Genomic DNA, 14,602 nt, shown 5'->3' with positions numbered 1-14,602 from the left:
GCAAATGCGGGGCGGCGTCAACCGCCCCGCCATCGACATCAGAACTTATAGGTGATGCCGACATAGTAGTCGCGACCATAGCGCTGATAGTCGATCACCTGGCGCGGGTCGTCGTTCTGGTAGGTCACGAACGGCCGGTCGGTCAGGTTCTTCGCCTGCGCCAGGATCGCGAAGTTCGCAAGCGGACCGCTCTGGAACTCATAGCCGATCTGCGCATCCAGGATCCCTTCCGATCGCGCGGTGCGATAGGTCGGGTTGGCGGACAGGCCCGCGACCTCGGCGAGGAAGCTGGAGCGGTAACGATAGTTGGCGCGCGCCTGGAAGCCCCATTTCTCGAAATAGATCGTGCCGCTGCCGGTCCACTTGGACAGGCCGGGCAGGGTGATCGCCTCGGTCGGGTTGCTGCCATACTTGATCGTCGACTGCGTGTAGTTGCCGCTCGCGAAGATGCCAAAGCCGTCTAGCGCGGACGTGATCGCCTTGAACGGCAGCGACACCGTACCCTCGACGCCCAGCACTTCGCCGCGACCGGTATTGGCGGGCGACGAGACGTTGCCGATCGTCTGGCCCGCGGCGATCACCTGCGCCTGCTGCGCCGCGGTCAGCGCAGGCAGCAACGCCGAGAAGTCGTACGGCAGCGAGTTGTTTGGATCGACGAAGTCGGTGAGGTGCTTGAAGTAACCCGAGAGCGCGACATAGCCGCCCCCGTTGAAATACTTCTCGAACGACAGATCGATGTTGGTCGACTGGTACGGCTTCAGATTGACGTTGCCGCCGGTCGACGTGAACACCGGGAACAGCCCGGCGGGCGTCTGGCCGATGTTGGTCAGGTTGATCGCGACATCCTGCGTGACGCGCTCCTGATCGAGACGCGGACGGACCATCGTCTGCGAGGCGCCGACCTTGACGAAGCCCAGCGGGATCAGTTCAACCGACATCGTCGCCGACGGCAGGAAGTTGGTGTATTTCAGCGACTGCGTCACCGGTGCGATCGTCACTGCGCCGCCGACGACGCTGGCAATCTGGCCGGTCGAGCTCTGGTCCGAATGCACCACCTGCGCACCGATCGATCCCTTGAGCGGCTTGTCGCCGACCAGGCCGTCGATCGTGACCTTGGCGTAGCCGGTCCAGACCTTCTCGAGCACGACATTGTCGCGCACCAGCGCGGAGGGCCGGCCATCGAACGCCGCGTTGAGCGAATTATTGTAGAGATACAGCGGATCGAGCGTCAGCATCTGCGGGATGCCGAGATAATCGAGCGCGACGTTAGAGCCGAGCAGTGCTTCGCTCGGCACGTTGCCGCTCAGCGGCGAATTGCTCGCCACGATGCAGTTGGTGCCGCCGCCGGTCGGGCACAGGAAGTACGACGTGTACGCGCTGGTCTTCTTGCGCTGGCTGTAGTTGCCGCCGGCTTCCCAGCCCTTGACGACGCTGTCGGAGAACTCGCCGTTCAGGCTCGCGCGGAGCGACTTCAGATCGTCCTTGAAGCTCGGCCGGTTGAGGAAGCCCGACTGGACGACCTGCTGCGTGCCGTTGTTGCCCCACCCTTGCGGATCGGTCAGCTTGAAGATGTTTGTGTTGGTGTAATCGAGCGTCGGCGAGAAGGTGTAGGTGCCGTTGCCGTTCTGCTTGACGGTGACGGTGTCCGCCGCGCCGCTCTTGGCGAAGCCGGTGCCGGTGTTGGTCTCGAGCAGGAAGTCGGTGCGCTTGGCACGGCTCCAGCTCGCATCGACGTTGAGGTGAACCGTCTCGGTCAGCTTGAGGTCGTTGTTCCAGCCGAGCGAGAAATTGTCCGCCTTGCGCTGGTTATAGTCGTTGCGCTGCACCGCGAAGACGTTGCCGAACGTCGCGCCCGTCGCGAAGCCGTCGGCGACGGTCACCCCGGTCGCGGTTGTTCCGCCAGCCGTACCGGCGCTCGCGAGCTGCCCTGCGAGCGGGAACTCGATGCCGCGCAGGATCTGCGTTTCCTCGAAGTGCGAATACAGCGCGTCCAACGTCGAATGGAAGCTGTCCGACGGCTGCCACTCGATCGTCGCGACGCCGCCGTAGCGCTTCAGCTCGTTCGACTGGACGTACGGCTTGGCGCCGTTGAGCAGGAACGGGCTGGCCGCGGTGCCGGCGCCGCTATAGCCCCACGCGTTGTAGCGCTCGTCCTGCGACGGCGTCTGCGTCGCCGACACGCCGATCGCGATACCGAGCGTATCGTTGGCGAACTTGTCGACATAGGTCGCCGACGCGCGATAGCCGTAGCGATCGCCATCCGGGTTCAGCTTGTCGATGCCGTTCATCTGCGCGCGCGCGCTGACCGCGATGATGCGGTGCGCCTGGTCGAGCGGTCGCAGCATGCGCAGGTCGACCGTACCGGCGACGCCGGCGGCGATCAGCGATGCGTCCGCCGACTTGTAGACGTTGACAGTCTTGAAGAATTCCGACGGGTACTGGTCGAACTCGACGCCGCGGTTGTCGCCGGTCGTCACCTGTTCGCGGCCGTTGAGCAATGTGGTTGAGAAATCGGGGCCGAGACCGCGGATCGACAGGCGCTGGTCGCGGCCTTCAAGGCGTTGCGCGGTGACGCCGGGCAGGCGGGCGAGCGAGTCCGCGATCGACACGTCGGGCAGCTTGCCGACGTCTTCGGCCGAGATCGAGTCGACGATCAGCACAGACTGGCGCTTGATCTTGGCGGAGGATTCCAGGCCGGCGCGGATACCGGTGACGACGATCTCGTCACCGCCCGCGGCATCTTCCTGCGGTGCGGGCGGCACGGCATCGGCGGGCTGCGGGGTCGGTGCGGCGACGGTCGGGACCGCGTCGACCTGCGCTGGTGCGGTCGGATTGGCATTTGCCGTGCCCGGCGTCGCCTGCGCGAACGCTGCGTGACCCGGGAGGATCAGTGCGGCGGCAAGCGCGGTCGCGCTAACGCGGAGCGCGAGGCGGCTATGCGCGGAAACGCCGGTCGTGGCGCGCGTGCGGCACGGTGCAAAATTGCTCATGAATACCCCTTTGGGCGGGACTGATCCCGCGCATCCTCAATAACTTGTGTCGGTAGCCTCGACGTCGTGCTTTCGCGTCGATTGTCGCAGGACTGTTATATTTCGGGCGGGGGCGTTGCAAAAGGGACGGGCATACGTATTCACTGGTTCATGCAGACCCTGTCTCTTTTGGACCACTTTTGTCCGCATAGGTTCCGGTGATGGGCCGCCGACCGACATCGTTCGACATCGCGCAACTGGCGGGCGTGTCGCAACCGACCGTGTCGCGTGCGTTGCGCGGATCGAAGTCGGTCAACGCGCAGACCCGCCAGCGGATCGAGGCGATCGCACGCAGCCTGCACTACGCCGTCGACAAACATGCGTCGTCGCTGCGCAGTCAGTCGGCCAACACGCTGGCGCTGCTGTTCTTCGAAGAACCCGCCGAAGACGAGTCGACGATCAACCCGTTCTTCCTCTCGATGCTGGGTTCCATCACGCACGCGTGCGCGCGCGCCGGCTACGACCTGCTGATCTCGTTCCAGCAATTGTCGGGCGACTGGCACGTCGATTACCAGGACAGTCGCAAAGCCGATGGCATCATCCTGCTCGGCTATGGCGATTATGAAGCGTACCGCGCGCGCCTCGATCACCTCACCGAACAGGGAACCAAGGTGGTGCGCTGGGGCGCGGTCGGCACGGGGCCTGCCGGGATCACGGTCGGCTCGGACAACCGCGGCGGCGGCGAGGCGGCGACCGCGCACCTGATCGCGCGGGGTAGGCGGCGGATCGCGTTCCTGGGCGCCGCGGACGGGCGGTATCCCGAACTCGAAGACCGCTATCTGGGATATCGGGATGCACTGGCGGCCGCGGGACTGGCAGTGGACGATGGACTGCAGGTCGATGCGATCACCACCGAAGACGCCGGACGGGAGGCGATTGCCGAACTCGCGCGACGCGGCGCCGACTATGACGCAATTTTCGCAGCGAGCGACAGCATCGCGATCGGCGCGATGCGCGCATTGGCGGCGGCGGGGCGATCGATCCCGGACGACGTCGCGATCGTGGGCTTCGACGATATCGCTTCGGCACAACTGACCAACCCGCCGCTGACGACGGTAACGCAGGATGCACGCCGGGCAGGGGAGGCGTTGGTGCGGACCCTGCTGGTCAAATTACGCGGCGAGGTATCAGAGGATGCGTTCTTGCCGACACGACTGGTGATCCGCGCGAGCAGTTAAGTAGAGCGCCGCGATTGGCCCCGCGGAGTGGATCGCCGCACTCAGTCGTCGAACAGAAAGAGATTCAGCGTTAGCCTGCCGACCAGTGGGTCGGGGCTCAGCGTCACTTCGGGCGGCAGATAGGCGCAGTGCAGCGTGTTGCCGGCATAGACGAGCGCACGGTTGAAACAGGCGGGCTGGACCGCGACGCGTTGGTACAAGGCCGTATCGCCGGCGATGTAGGACGCTTCGGGCATGCCGTGCGTTTGCACACCTGCTTCCAGTTCCGTCCTGAACCGGTCGAGCCGGGAGCTATCGACGCTCTCGAACCTGGTTGCGCGCTGTCTATAGAAGGCGGTGCCACCCTGTTCGCCGTGACCCAGGAACAGCAACACCGCGATCCGCCGCGGCTCGACGCCATCGAAATGCGGCAATCGCTGGATCGGTGCCAGATCGGCGGGGGCCGTGGTGACGAGCGAATAATAGGCTTCCGACACCGCCGGCGCTGGATCGAGATCGAAATGCTCCGCGAGCAGCGGCGCGATCCGGCGGCGCATCGTCTGGGCCAAGCGCGGCGGCACCTCGGCGCGGACACCGGGATAATGCGGACCGATCGGGGCCATGCGCAGGCTCGCCGCATCCTCGCGCAGCGCATCCGGATCAGGCCAGAAATTGTCGATCGTTAGTAACGGGCGCTGCTCCTCACCTTGGAGATAAAGCGCGGTTGTCGGCATGTCGGTCATGCCGCCTCTCATGCAGCGCGGCTGCGTGGTGGAGCAAGGTATTCGTATGCATGGTTGTTTTGCCGTTCGCTTGACGTCAAGCCGAGGCCTCAGGATCGTCGTGTCGACAAACGACGGCCAAGGGGAGCCAAATTTTGACCGAGAAACCAGTTCAGGGCTTTGGCGGCCTTTGGAACATCAGCTTTGGCTTTTTCGGCATCCAGATCGGCTTCGCCTTGCAGAACGCAAACATGAGCCGGATCTTCCAGACGCTCGGCGGATCGCTCGACGACCTCTCCTATCTGTGGGTCGCGGCGCCGCTGACCGGTCTGCTCGTTCAGCCGATCATCGGCCATTACAGCGATCGCACCTGGACGCGGTTCGGCCGCCGTCGCCCGTACTTCTTCGCTGGTGCCGTACTCGCCGCGCTCGCGCTGTTCGTGATGCCCGAAGCGAAACTGCTATGGCTTGCCGCGCTGACGCTCTGGGTACTCGACGCCTCGATCAACGTTTCGATGGAGCCGTTCCGCGCGTTCGTCGGCGACATGCTGCGCAAGGACCAGCACACCGCGGGCTACGCGCTTCAGACTGCCTTCATCGGTATGGGCGCGGTAGTCGGCTCAATCTTTCCGTTCGTGCTCGCGCATCTCGGCGTATCGGGCGATGCGCTCGCTGGCGTGCCCGATACGGTACGCTACAGCTTCTGGTTCGGCGGCGCGGCACTTCTGCTAGCCGTGCTCTGGACGGTCGGCAGCACGCGCGAATACAGCCCCGAACAGATGGCGTCGTTCGCCGAGCGCGACGCGGCCGAGGTGCTCGCCGCTCCCGTCCGCGCACTCGCAAGCCACGGTTTCGCAACCAGTATCGCTTGGATCGCCGCCGGGGTTGCAGTGATCGTCGCGGTACCCGAACTGGCGTTGCAGAAGGAAGTGTACCTGCTCGGAGGGCTCCTCGTCGCTTACGGTGGCGCCAGCCTCGCCGCGATATCACTCGCGCGCGGCGGCAACGTGAACAACGCGCTGAGCCAGATCGTCGGCGACTTCTCTGCGATGCCCTCGGTGATGAAGCGTCTGGCGCTCGTCCAGTTCTTCAGCTGGTCCGCTTTGTTCATCATGTGGATCTTCACCACGCCGGTCGTAGCGCAATACATGTACGGGTCGAGCGACGCGACGAGCGCGGCCTACAACGCCGGCAGCGACTGGGTCGGTGTGTTGTTCGCAGTCTACAACGCGGTCGCGGCGCTAGTCGCGCTACTCGTGTTGCCGCGCCTGGCTCGGCGGATCGGTCGCGTGAAAACGCATATCGTCTGCCTGCTGTGCGGGGCGGCGGGGTTTGCGAGCTTTTTCGTGGTGCGCGATCCGACGATGCTGATCGTCAGCGAAATCGGCGTCGGCATCGCCTGGGCGTCTATCCTGGCCATGCCCTACGCGATCCTCGCCTCCAGCCTGCCCCAGGCCAAGCTTGGCATCTATATGGGGTTGTTCAACATCTTCATCGTGCTCCCGCAGTTGTTGGTCGCAACGCTGATGGGGTCGGTGCTGAAGGCGTTCTTCCCAACCGAACCAATCTGGACGATGGCGTTCGCCGCGATCGTCATGGCGCTTGCCGCGCTGGCGATGTTGCGTGTCCCCGAAGTCGAACAGGGCGTCGCCTGATGCGCCGCCCCTGAATACCCGATTTTCGCTGCGCGCCACTGCTTTTGATCGGCCGTCGGTGGCGCGAGCGCGAAACGGGCTCGCTATGACAGTTACCACGCTCAACGGAGTTGATCAGCGAACGCTGAGCACGACCTTGCCCTTCGCGCGGCCGGTATCGATGTACGCCATCGCGTCGTTCATCTTGGCGAAGGGGAAAACGCGGTCGACGACGGGCCGGATTTCATTGCTTTCGATCAGCGTCGTGATAGTCGTCAGTTGCTCGCCGCTCGCCTGCATGAACAGGAACGAGTAGCTGACATCCCGGCGTCTGGCCTTGCGTCGGATGCTCGCGCTCAGCAAGCGGATCACTTGGCGCAGCGGCCAGTGCAGGCCTTGCTGCCGTGCGAATGCCGGATCGGGTGGCCCCGAAATCGAGATCAGTTTGCCGCCCGGCTTCAGCACCTGCAGCGACTTTGCGAGCGTTTTCCCGTCGAGGCTGTTGAGTGCTCCGTGGTAGCCCGACAGCAGTTCGGAAAAATCCTGTATCTTGTAATCGACGACGACGTCTGCACCGAGGCTTCGGACGAGATCGAGATTGTCGGTCCCAGCCGTCGTCGCGATGTGCAGACCGAGATGTTTGGCAAGCTGGATGGCGAACGTCCCGACGCCGCCCGAACCTGCATGTATGAGCACCTTCTGCCCGCGCTGCAGTTTGGCGCGCTCGACCAGAACTTGCCACGCGGTTAGGCCGACGAGCGGGATCGATGCGGCCTCGACCATCGATAGGTTGGCGGGTTTCAACGCAAGATCGGCCTGGTCCACCGCGATGACCTCGGCGAACGTGCCGATCCGTCCTTGGCGTGGGCTGCCATAGACCGCATCGCCGACCGCGAACCGCGTCACGTTGGCGCCAACGCGCTTCACGATCCCCGCGAGATCCGCCCCCAGAACGAGGGGCAGCGTGTATGGCATGATCAGTTTGAACTCCCCGTTTCGGATCTTCGAATCGATCACGTTGAGGCCAGCGGCGTGGATCTCGATGAGGACGTCATCCGGCCCGACCACGGGGTCCGGCATCTCGCCGAGCCGGAGCTGGTGACCTTTGCCATAGGCGTCGAGGATATAGGCTTTCATGATGCTTCGTGTCCTCAGAAGGCGTCGGGGTTACGGCGTTTGGTGCGCAGGTCAGGCAGCGTAGCGCTCCGCGCGGAGCAGCTGGGCAAACCGCGGCACCATCGCCTTGCGGGCATCGTCGAACGCATCCCATAGTTCGCCTTCGTGCAGCGTCGGCATCGTCACGCCCTCGCGGCGATCAAAGCCGACCAGCGCAGCATCGACCAGTTCGTTCACGTCCATCATCGGCGGCAGTGCAGCCTCGTCGGCACCTGCACGCCCCCATAGCTCGGTCTTGGTCGCAGCCGGCAGTACCGCCTGGACATACACCCCCTTGGGCCCGAGTTCGAGCGCAAGCCCCTGCGACAGGAACAGCACGAACGCCTTGGTCGCACCGTAGACGGTCATGCCGAACTCGGGGGCGAGCCCGACGACCGAGCCCAGATTGACGATCGATCCCGTGCCCGCCGCGACAAGCCGCGGCGCGATGGCATGCGCGAGTCGGACGACCGCCGTCGTGTTGAGCGCGACGTTGCCGAGCACTGCGTCCGACGACTGGTCGACGAAGTTTCCGCCCAGACCAGCACCCGCATTGTTGATCAGGATCTCGACAGCAGCGTCATCGCGCAGGCGCGCCTCGACCGCGGCGATGTCGTCCTCGCGCGTCAGGTCCGCGGTCAGGATATCGACCGTCACACCGCTCTCATCCTTGAGTTGTGCCGCAAGAGCCTCGAGCCGTGCGGTATCGCGGGCGACGAGAACGAGGTCGTGGCCGCGACGAGCGAAACGATCGGCATAGATTGCGCCGATGCCGGTCGAGGCGCCGGTGATGAGAACGGTTGGGAGGGGCATAGGATTGCTCTCTTTCAGTCGATGCTTATATACATGACGCGTATCATGATTGGCTAAATATGATGGTCGTCATGTAACTGTCAATGCGGGCCGAGGAGTTTTTCGTCATGAAGGTTAGTCGCGAGCAGATGTCGGCAAACCGCACGCGCATCCTCGATGCTGCGAGCACATTGTTTCGCGATCGTGGGTTTGACGCCGTCACCGTGTCGGAGGTCATGAAGGGGGCCGGGCTTACGCATGGCGCGTTCTACGGTCACTTTGCGTCGAAGGACGATCTGATCGCGCAGACGGTCACGCATGCGCTCACGCCGTCCGACAGCGTCAGCGGTGATCTACAGGCATATGTGGATGCGTACCTGTCACCCGATCACCGGGATCGCGCGGCAACCGGGTGTCCGACGGCAGGCCTCGCCAGCGCATTGCGGCATCAATCGGTCGAGGCTCGTGCGGCCATGACCACCGGTCTGCGCAGCCAGATCGATCGGTTCGCCGAACGCATGCCGGGCGCGGATGATGCCGAGAAGCGACGCGCCGCGATCGGGAACTGGGCGGCAATGGTGGGCGCGGTGATCCTCGCGCGCGCCGTCGACGATCCCGCGCTGTCCGACGAGGTTCTGGCGCAGACGCGGGCCTGGATCGACCTCCGCGCTGCATAGTCCGCGCGATCATACCCGGATGCTGGGTGCCAGATCGAGTTCCTGTGTCGTTTCGGTGAGATCTGTCACGACATCAAGCGCGGGCTTGCACTCGGCGTCGCAGCGGGCGATCACGCCACGCGGTTGGTCGTCGACCTGTCGATCGGCGCAGAACTTGGCTGGTGGCAGGCGATGCGAGAGGGCAAGGGGCAAGGAATGAGCAATGTCTGAGACCGGACAGTACGATATCCTGATCGTCGGCGCGGGGCATGCCGGCGCACAGGCCGCCATCAGTCTGCGCCAGCGCAATTATGACGGTACGATCGCGCTGCTCGGCGACGAGCCGTCGCTTCCCTATGAGCGGCCGCCCTTGTCGAAAGAGTATCTGTCGGGCGACAAGCCTTTCGAGCGCATTCTGCTGCGTCCCGCCGTATTCTGGACCGACCGCGCGATTACGCTGCTGCCTGGGCGGACGGTGGTCGACGTCGATCCCGTGGCCCACCAGGTCACGACCGCGGATGGCGGCATTATCGTGTACGGTACGTTGATCTGGGCGACCGGGGGATCGCCGCGGCGGCTGACCTGTACGGGCCATGACCTAACCGGTGTCCACGGCGTTCGCACCCGCGCCGATGTCGACCAGATGATGGCCGAACTACCCCAGGTCGAGCGCGTCGTCGTGATCGGGGGCGGCTATATCGGGCTCGAAGCCGCCGCGGTCCTGACCAAGCTCGGCAGGCACGTCACCGTGATCGAGGCACAAGACCGCGTTCTGGCGCGCGTGGCAGGCGAGCCATTGTCGCGGTTCTATGAAGCCGAACATCGCGCGCGCGGTGTCGATCTCCGGACCGGTGTCGCGGTTTCATGCATCGAGGAAACCGACGGCGCGGCATGCGGCGTTCGGCTGGCGGATGGCGAAATACTCTGCTGCGAGATGGTGATCGTCGGCATAGGTATCGTCCCCGCGGTCGCACCGTTGCTCGCCGCCGGGGCCGAGGGCGACAACGGCGTGATGGTCGACGACCATTGCCGCACGACCTTGCCCGACGTCTTCGCGATCGGGGACTGTGCGGCGCACGCCAATGCGTTCGCCGCCGGCGCGACGATCCGGCTGGAATCGGTGCAGAACGCAAACGATCAGGCAACGACCGTGGCGAAGATGCTGACCGGCGCGGCCGAACCCTATCACGCGGTGCCGTGGTTCTGGTCCAACCAGTACGATCTCAAGCTCCAGACGGTCGGATTGTCTACGGGCTATGATGAGGCGATTCTGCGCGGCAATCCCGCCGAGCGCAGCTTTTCCGTGATCTATCTGAAAGCGGGACATGTCATCGCGCTCGACTGCGTCAACCGCGTACGGGATTACGTACAGGGCCGCGCATTGGTCGTCGGATCGTTCGAAGCCGATCCAGAATTATTGGCGGATCCGGCGATCGACTTGAAAGCCATTCCGAGTAAGCCCGCTGAAGTCTGAATTACGGCCGCCTACCGCGATCGCATCCCTGTCGTTTTAGCCCGAGGATCCTAGTCGTGGAGGCCTGCCACACCAAGTGTTCCTAGGTTCAGCGTCATCTGCACGTTCAACGCATTGTCCATCTGTGCCCGAGCGCCGCCTCGCGCGAAACGATACTGGTTGAGGTAGCCGATATCGGCCGTCACCGCCTTGCCGAGCGGGAAAGCCAGCCCGACAATGTTACGCATCCGCTCGTACCCGGCACGCTGGCCCCAAGCCGTAGTGTTCGGCAGGAAGAAACTCTCGTGGCTGCCGAACAGGGTCAGTCGCCTGGATCCTACAGGTAGATTGTAGCGTAGCAGTGGGCGGACACGGAAACCGATTTCGCTACCATCGGGATTGAAGCGTTCGTCGAGCCGCAGGCGACCGGCGAAGCGGCCATGTGAGACCACCATCTGCTGGCGGAGCCGTTCCTCGTCGGGGGCGAGGTTGCGGCTGTGGAATCCGACATGGCGGTAACCGATCCCAAATTCGACCCCCTTGACGAGCTGCCAGCCGACGAGCGCGCCGAATTCCTTGGTATAGACGCCGTCCTGGCGATCGCTGATCCGCGCAATTTCCTCAAGCGTCACGCGCAATCGCGGCGCCACGGGAACGACCACGTTGAGCTGTTCCCAAGCCTGCGCATCCTGCTGCTGCGCCCAGGCCGGAGTCGCGGCGAGAACCAACGGGAAAACGATTACCATGAGCGGACGATGCATTGCATGTGATTGGCACGCCTCGGCCGATACAGGCAATGGAGGCGGCTTCACTTTACGTCGACGTCCCTAGACGCAGCCCATCCACCAAAGCGGGCGTAGAGCGTTGGCAATACGAACAGCGTCAACAGGGTCGCCGATACCAAGCCGCCGATCACCACGGTCGCCAGCGGTTTCTGAACCTCGGCGCCGGCCCCATGCCCGAGTGCCATCGGTACGAAGCCGAGGCTTGCGACGAGCGCGGTCATCGCGACCGGTCGCAGTCGCGCCAACGCACCGTCGTGCGCGGCGCGTGCCCTGTCCATGCCGCGCGCCATCAGGTCATGGATCGACGACACCATTACCAGCCCGTTGAGGACCGCGATGCCCGACAGAGCGATGAACCCGACCGCCGCCGAGACCGAAAACGGCATGCCGCGAACTACGAGCGCAAGCACGCCACCGACCAGCGCGAGCGGCACGCCGGTGAACACGATCGCCGCGTCGCGGACCGAGCCGAGTGCGCCGTAGAGCAACAGCATGATGACCACGAAGCAGACCGGCACGACGAGCATCAGGCGGTCGCGCGCGGAGGCGAGGTTCTCGAACTGCCCGCCCCATTCGACATAGGTTCCGGGCGGCATCGTCACCTCCGCGTCGATCGCCGCACGCGCGTCGGCGACTACGCCGGCGACGTCACGGTCGCGGACGTTGGCCTGGACGACCACGCGGCGCTTGCCGTTCTCTCGGCTGATCTGGTTGGGGCCGTCGACGACCGCGATGTCGGCGACGGTCGACAGCGGCACGAACCCGCCCGCCGACGTCTGCACGGGGATTTGCGCCACCTGGGTCAAGTCCGATCGCGACGCCTCCGACAGGCGGATGACGACGGGGAAACGCCGGTCGCCCTCGAAGATCATGCCGGCCTCGCGTCCACCGATCGCGGCGGCGACGGTGTCCTGCACGTCGCCCGCGGTGACGCCGATGCGCGACATCGCCATGCGGTTCGGGCGGATGTCGAGCATCGGCAGGCCTTCTGTCTGCTCGACGCGCACGTCGACCGCGCCGCGCGTCTTGCGCAGGATTTCGGCGATACGGTCCGCGGCGGCGTTCATCCCGCCGAAGTCGTCGCCGAAGACCTTGACCGCAATATCGCCACGCACGCCGGCGATCAGTTCGTTGAAGCGCATCTGGATCGGTTGGGTGATCTCGTACGCGTTGCCCGGTAGCGCCGAGAGTTGCTGCTCCATCCGCGCGACGAGCGCTTCCTTGGCTAGGCTCGGGTCTGGCCATTCCGCCTTGGGCTTCAGGATGACGAAGGTGTCGGTGGCGTTCGGCGGCATCGGATCGCTAGCGATCTCGGACGTGCCGGTGCGCGAGAAGGCGAAGCGGACCTCGGGCTGGCGCGCGAGCAGCTTCTCGACCTGGAACTGCATCGCCTGGCTCTGGTCGACCGAGGTGCCGGGGATGCGGACCGCCTGGACGAGGATGTTGCCCTCGTCGAGCTGCGGCAGGAACTCTTGGCCGAGCGTGGTGAAGGCGACGCCCGCCAGCGCCAGTGCGCCGATGGCGATGCCCAGCGTGATGCTCGGGCGGCGCATCGCCTTGCCGAGACCCGGTTCGTAGCGGCGACGCAGCCAGCCGATGATCCGGCTCTCTTTCTCGTCGACGGTTCGGCTGAGCGCGATCGCGATTGCCGCGGGGACGAACGTCATCGACAGGACGAACGCGAAGACGAGCGCGATGATCACGGTCAGCGCCATCGGTTCGAACATCTTGCCCTCGACACCGGTGAAGGTGAGCAATGGCGCGTAAACGAGGATGATGATCGCCTGGCCGTAGACGGACGGTCGGATCATCTCGCGCGCCGACGCGGCGACCAGGTCGAGCCTTTGTCGCAACGGCAATGGCTCGCTGCGACCATGTTGCGCGTCGCCAAGGCGGCGGAGCGCGTTCTCGACGATGATGACCGCGCCGTCGACGATCAGCCCGAAATCGAGCGCGCCGAGGCTCATCAGGTTCGCGGACACCCCGGCCTTCAGCATGCCGATGCTCGTCAGCAGCATCGTGATCGGGATCACCAGTGCGGCGATCAGCGCGGCGCGGAAATTACCGAGCAGCACGAACAGCACGACGATGACCAGCACCGCGCCTTCGGCGAGATTGCGGGCGACGGTCGCGATCGTCGAATTGACGAGTTCGGTGCGGTTGAGCACCGGCTTCACCACCACGTCGACGGGAAGCGCGCGGCCGATCTCCTCGAGCCGTGTGCCGACGCCGGTCGAGACGGTGCGGCTGTTCTCGCCGATCCGCATGACTGCGGTGCCGACGACGACCTCGTGGCCGTTCTCCGACGCCGAGCCCATCCGCAATGCCTGGCCGGTGCGGACGGTGGCGATCTGGCTGAGCAGGATCGGCACGCTCTCGCGCGTCGCGACCACGGTGCGCGCGAGCTCGTCGGCGTTGCGGATCCGGCCGTCGGCGCGGACCGCGAGACCTTCGCCGTTGCGGTCGACGATGCCGGCGCCCGCGCTGGTGTTGTTGCGTTCGAGCGCAGTCGCGAGGTCGTTCAGCGTGATCTTCATCGCTACCATCCGCTGAATATCGGGGACGACGAGATACTGCTTGGTATAGCCGCCGAGGCTGTCGACCCCCGCAAGGCCCGCGCTGCTCTTCAGCTGCGGCGTGACGATCCAGTCCTGCACGGTGCGCAGATACGTCGCCTTGTCGGGTCCGCTGACGAGGTGGTCGCCCTCGGGCGTGATGTAGCTGCCGTCCTTCTGCAAGCCGGGTTCGCCGTTGCGGTGGCGGACCTGGTCGAGCTCGCGGTATTCGACCGTCCACATGAAGATGTCGCCGAGACCCGTGGCGATCGGTCCCATCTCGGGCACCACGTCGTCCGGCAGGTCCTCCTCGGCGGTGCGCAGCCGCTCCGCCACCTGCGACCGCGCGAAGTAGATGTCGGTCTTTTCGTCGAACACCGCGGTAACCTGCGCGAAGCCGTTGCGGCTGAGCGACCGCGTGTAGTCGAGGCCGGGAATGCCGGCGAGCGCGGTCTCGACGGTGAAGGCGACCTGCTTCTCGATCTGGTCGGGAGAGAGCGCGGGCGCGCGGACGTTGATCTGGACCTGGTTGTTGGTGATGTCGGGGACGGCGTCGATCGGCAGCCGCTGGATGGCGAACATTCCGGCGAACGCCGCGGCGAGCGTGAGCAGCAGGACGAGCCAGCGCTTCTCGACGGCGAGCGTTACTATACGCGAGAGCATG

11 protein-coding genes are annotated in these 14,602 nt (G+C 64.9%); 4 read left to right on the top strand and 7 right to left on the bottom strand.

Annotated elements, in window-relative coordinates; all coding sequences use genetic code 11:
• Positions 1-38 precede the first annotated feature (38 nt).
• Entirely contained in the window at positions 39-2,990 is a 2,952-nt protein-coding gene (locus O6X71_RS04625; RefSeq protein WP_353464669.1) for a TonB-dependent receptor, read from the bottom strand.
• Positions 2,991-3,190: 200 nt separating this feature from the next.
• Here O6X71_RS04625 and O6X71_RS04620 point away from each other — a divergent pair, with 200 nt between their 5' ends.
• Positions 3,191-4,207, top strand: a complete 1,017-nt coding sequence (locus tag O6X71_RS04620) for a LacI family DNA-binding transcriptional regulator (protein ID WP_353464668.1) — start codon at positions 3,191-3,193, stop codon at positions 4,205-4,207.
• 41 nt (positions 4,208-4,248) lie between these two features.
• Here O6X71_RS04620 and O6X71_RS04615 read toward each other — a convergent pair whose 3' ends face one another.
• A complete protein-coding gene (locus O6X71_RS04615) occupies positions 4,249-4,929 on the bottom strand; it encodes a DUF6445 family protein (protein WP_353464667.1) in 681 nt (226 codons plus the stop codon).
• A 134-nt stretch (positions 4,930-5,063) separates the two neighbouring features.
• Here O6X71_RS04615 and O6X71_RS04610 point away from each other — a divergent pair, with 134 nt between their 5' ends.
• The gene (locus tag O6X71_RS04610; RefSeq protein ID WP_353464666.1) at positions 5,064-6,563 is read left to right on the top strand and encodes an MFS transporter; all 1,500 of its coding nucleotides are present in this window, start codon (positions 5,064-5,066) and stop codon (positions 6,561-6,563) included.
• A 114-nt stretch (positions 6,564-6,677) separates the two neighbouring features.
• Here the strand turns inward: O6X71_RS04610 and O6X71_RS04605 are convergent, their stop codons facing one another.
• Both O6X71_RS04605 and O6X71_RS04600 read right to left on the bottom strand, forming a co-directional pair.
• A complete protein-coding gene (locus O6X71_RS04605) occupies positions 6,678-7,679 on the bottom strand; it encodes an NADP-dependent oxidoreductase (protein WP_353464665.1) in 1,002 nt (333 codons plus the stop codon).
• Positions 7,680-7,730: 51 nt separating this feature from the next.
• Positions 7,731-8,510 (bottom strand): SDR family NAD(P)-dependent oxidoreductase, encoded by a 780-nt coding sequence (locus tag O6X71_RS04600; protein WP_353464664.1) that lies wholly within the window; start codon positions 8,508-8,510, stop codon positions 7,731-7,733.
• A gap of 107 nt (positions 8,511-8,617) precedes the next feature.
• Between O6X71_RS04600 and O6X71_RS04595 the strand changes: the two genes are divergently transcribed.
• Complete coding sequence (locus O6X71_RS04595; protein ID WP_353464662.1) at positions 8,618-9,166, top strand: TetR/AcrR family transcriptional regulator; 549 nt, start codon at positions 8,618-8,620, stop codon at positions 9,164-9,166.
• A 9-nt stretch (positions 9,167-9,175) separates the two neighbouring features.
• On the opposite strand, the gene O6X71_RS04590 is transcribed toward O6X71_RS04595, so the two are convergent.
• A complete protein-coding gene (locus O6X71_RS04590; protein WP_353464661.1) occupies positions 9,176-9,358 on the bottom strand; it encodes a hypothetical protein in 183 nt (60 codons plus the stop codon).
• A gap of 10 nt (positions 9,359-9,368) precedes the next feature.
• Between O6X71_RS04590 and O6X71_RS04585 the strand changes: the two genes are divergently transcribed.
• A complete protein-coding gene (locus tag O6X71_RS04585; protein ID WP_353464660.1) occupies positions 9,369-10,619 on the top strand; it encodes an NAD(P)/FAD-dependent oxidoreductase in 1,251 nt (416 codons plus the stop codon).
• Positions 10,620-10,669: 50 nt separating this feature from the next.
• Here the strand turns inward: O6X71_RS04585 and O6X71_RS04580 are convergent, their stop codons facing one another.
• Positions 10,670-11,344, bottom strand: coding sequence for a DUF2490 domain-containing protein (locus O6X71_RS04580; protein WP_353464659.1), 675 nt, complete (start codon positions 11,342-11,344; stop codon positions 10,670-10,672).
• A gap of 62 nt (positions 11,345-11,406) precedes the next feature.
• The gene (locus tag O6X71_RS04575) at positions 11,407-14,601 is read right to left on the bottom strand and encodes an efflux RND transporter permease subunit (RefSeq protein ID WP_353464658.1); all 3,195 of its coding nucleotides are present in this window, start codon (positions 14,599-14,601) and stop codon (positions 11,407-11,409) included.
• Between the last annotated feature and the right edge of the window lies 1 nt (position 14,602).

The organism is Sphingomonas faeni, from assembly GCF_040407505.1.
GTDB lineage: Bacteria > Pseudomonadota > Alphaproteobacteria > Sphingomonadales > Sphingomonadaceae > Sphingomonas > Sphingomonas faeni_E.
The sequence above is the reverse complement of the archived record's forward strand: the minus strand, read 5'-3'. Positions and strand labels throughout refer to the sequence as shown.

Excerpts from the sequence above, each read along its gene's own strand:
- O6X71_RS04625 (WP_353464669.1), bottom strand. The coding sequence starts at position 2,990 with ATGAGCAATTTTGCACCGTGCCGCACGCGCGCCACGACCGGCGTTTCC.
- O6X71_RS04620 (WP_353464668.1), top strand. The coding sequence starts at position 3,191 with ATGGGCCGCCGACCGACATCGTTCGACATCGCGCAACTGGCGGGCGTG.
- O6X71_RS04615 (WP_353464667.1), bottom strand. The coding sequence starts at position 4,929 with ATGACCGACATGCCGACAACCGCGCTTTATCTCCAAGGTGAGGAGCAG.
- O6X71_RS04605 (WP_353464665.1), bottom strand. The coding sequence starts at position 7,679 with ATGAAAGCCTATATCCTCGACGCCTATGGCAAAGGTCACCAGCTCCGG.
- O6X71_RS04600 (WP_353464664.1), bottom strand. The coding sequence starts at position 8,510 with ATGCCCCTCCCAACCGTTCTCATCACCGGCGCCTCGACCGGCATCGGC.
- O6X71_RS04595 (WP_353464662.1), top strand. The coding sequence starts at position 8,618 with ATGAAGGTTAGTCGCGAGCAGATGTCGGCAAACCGCACGCGCATCCTC.
- O6X71_RS04585 (WP_353464660.1), top strand. The coding sequence starts at position 9,369 with ATGTCTGAGACCGGACAGTACGATATCCTGATCGTCGGCGCGGGGCAT.
- O6X71_RS04580 (WP_353464659.1), bottom strand. The coding sequence starts at position 11,344 with ATGGTAATCGTTTTCCCGTTGGTTCTCGCCGCGACTCCGGCCTGGGCG.
- O6X71_RS04575 (WP_353464658.1), bottom strand. The coding sequence starts at position 14,601 with ATGCTCTCGCGTATAGTAACGCTCGCCGTCGAGAAGCGCTGGCTCGTC.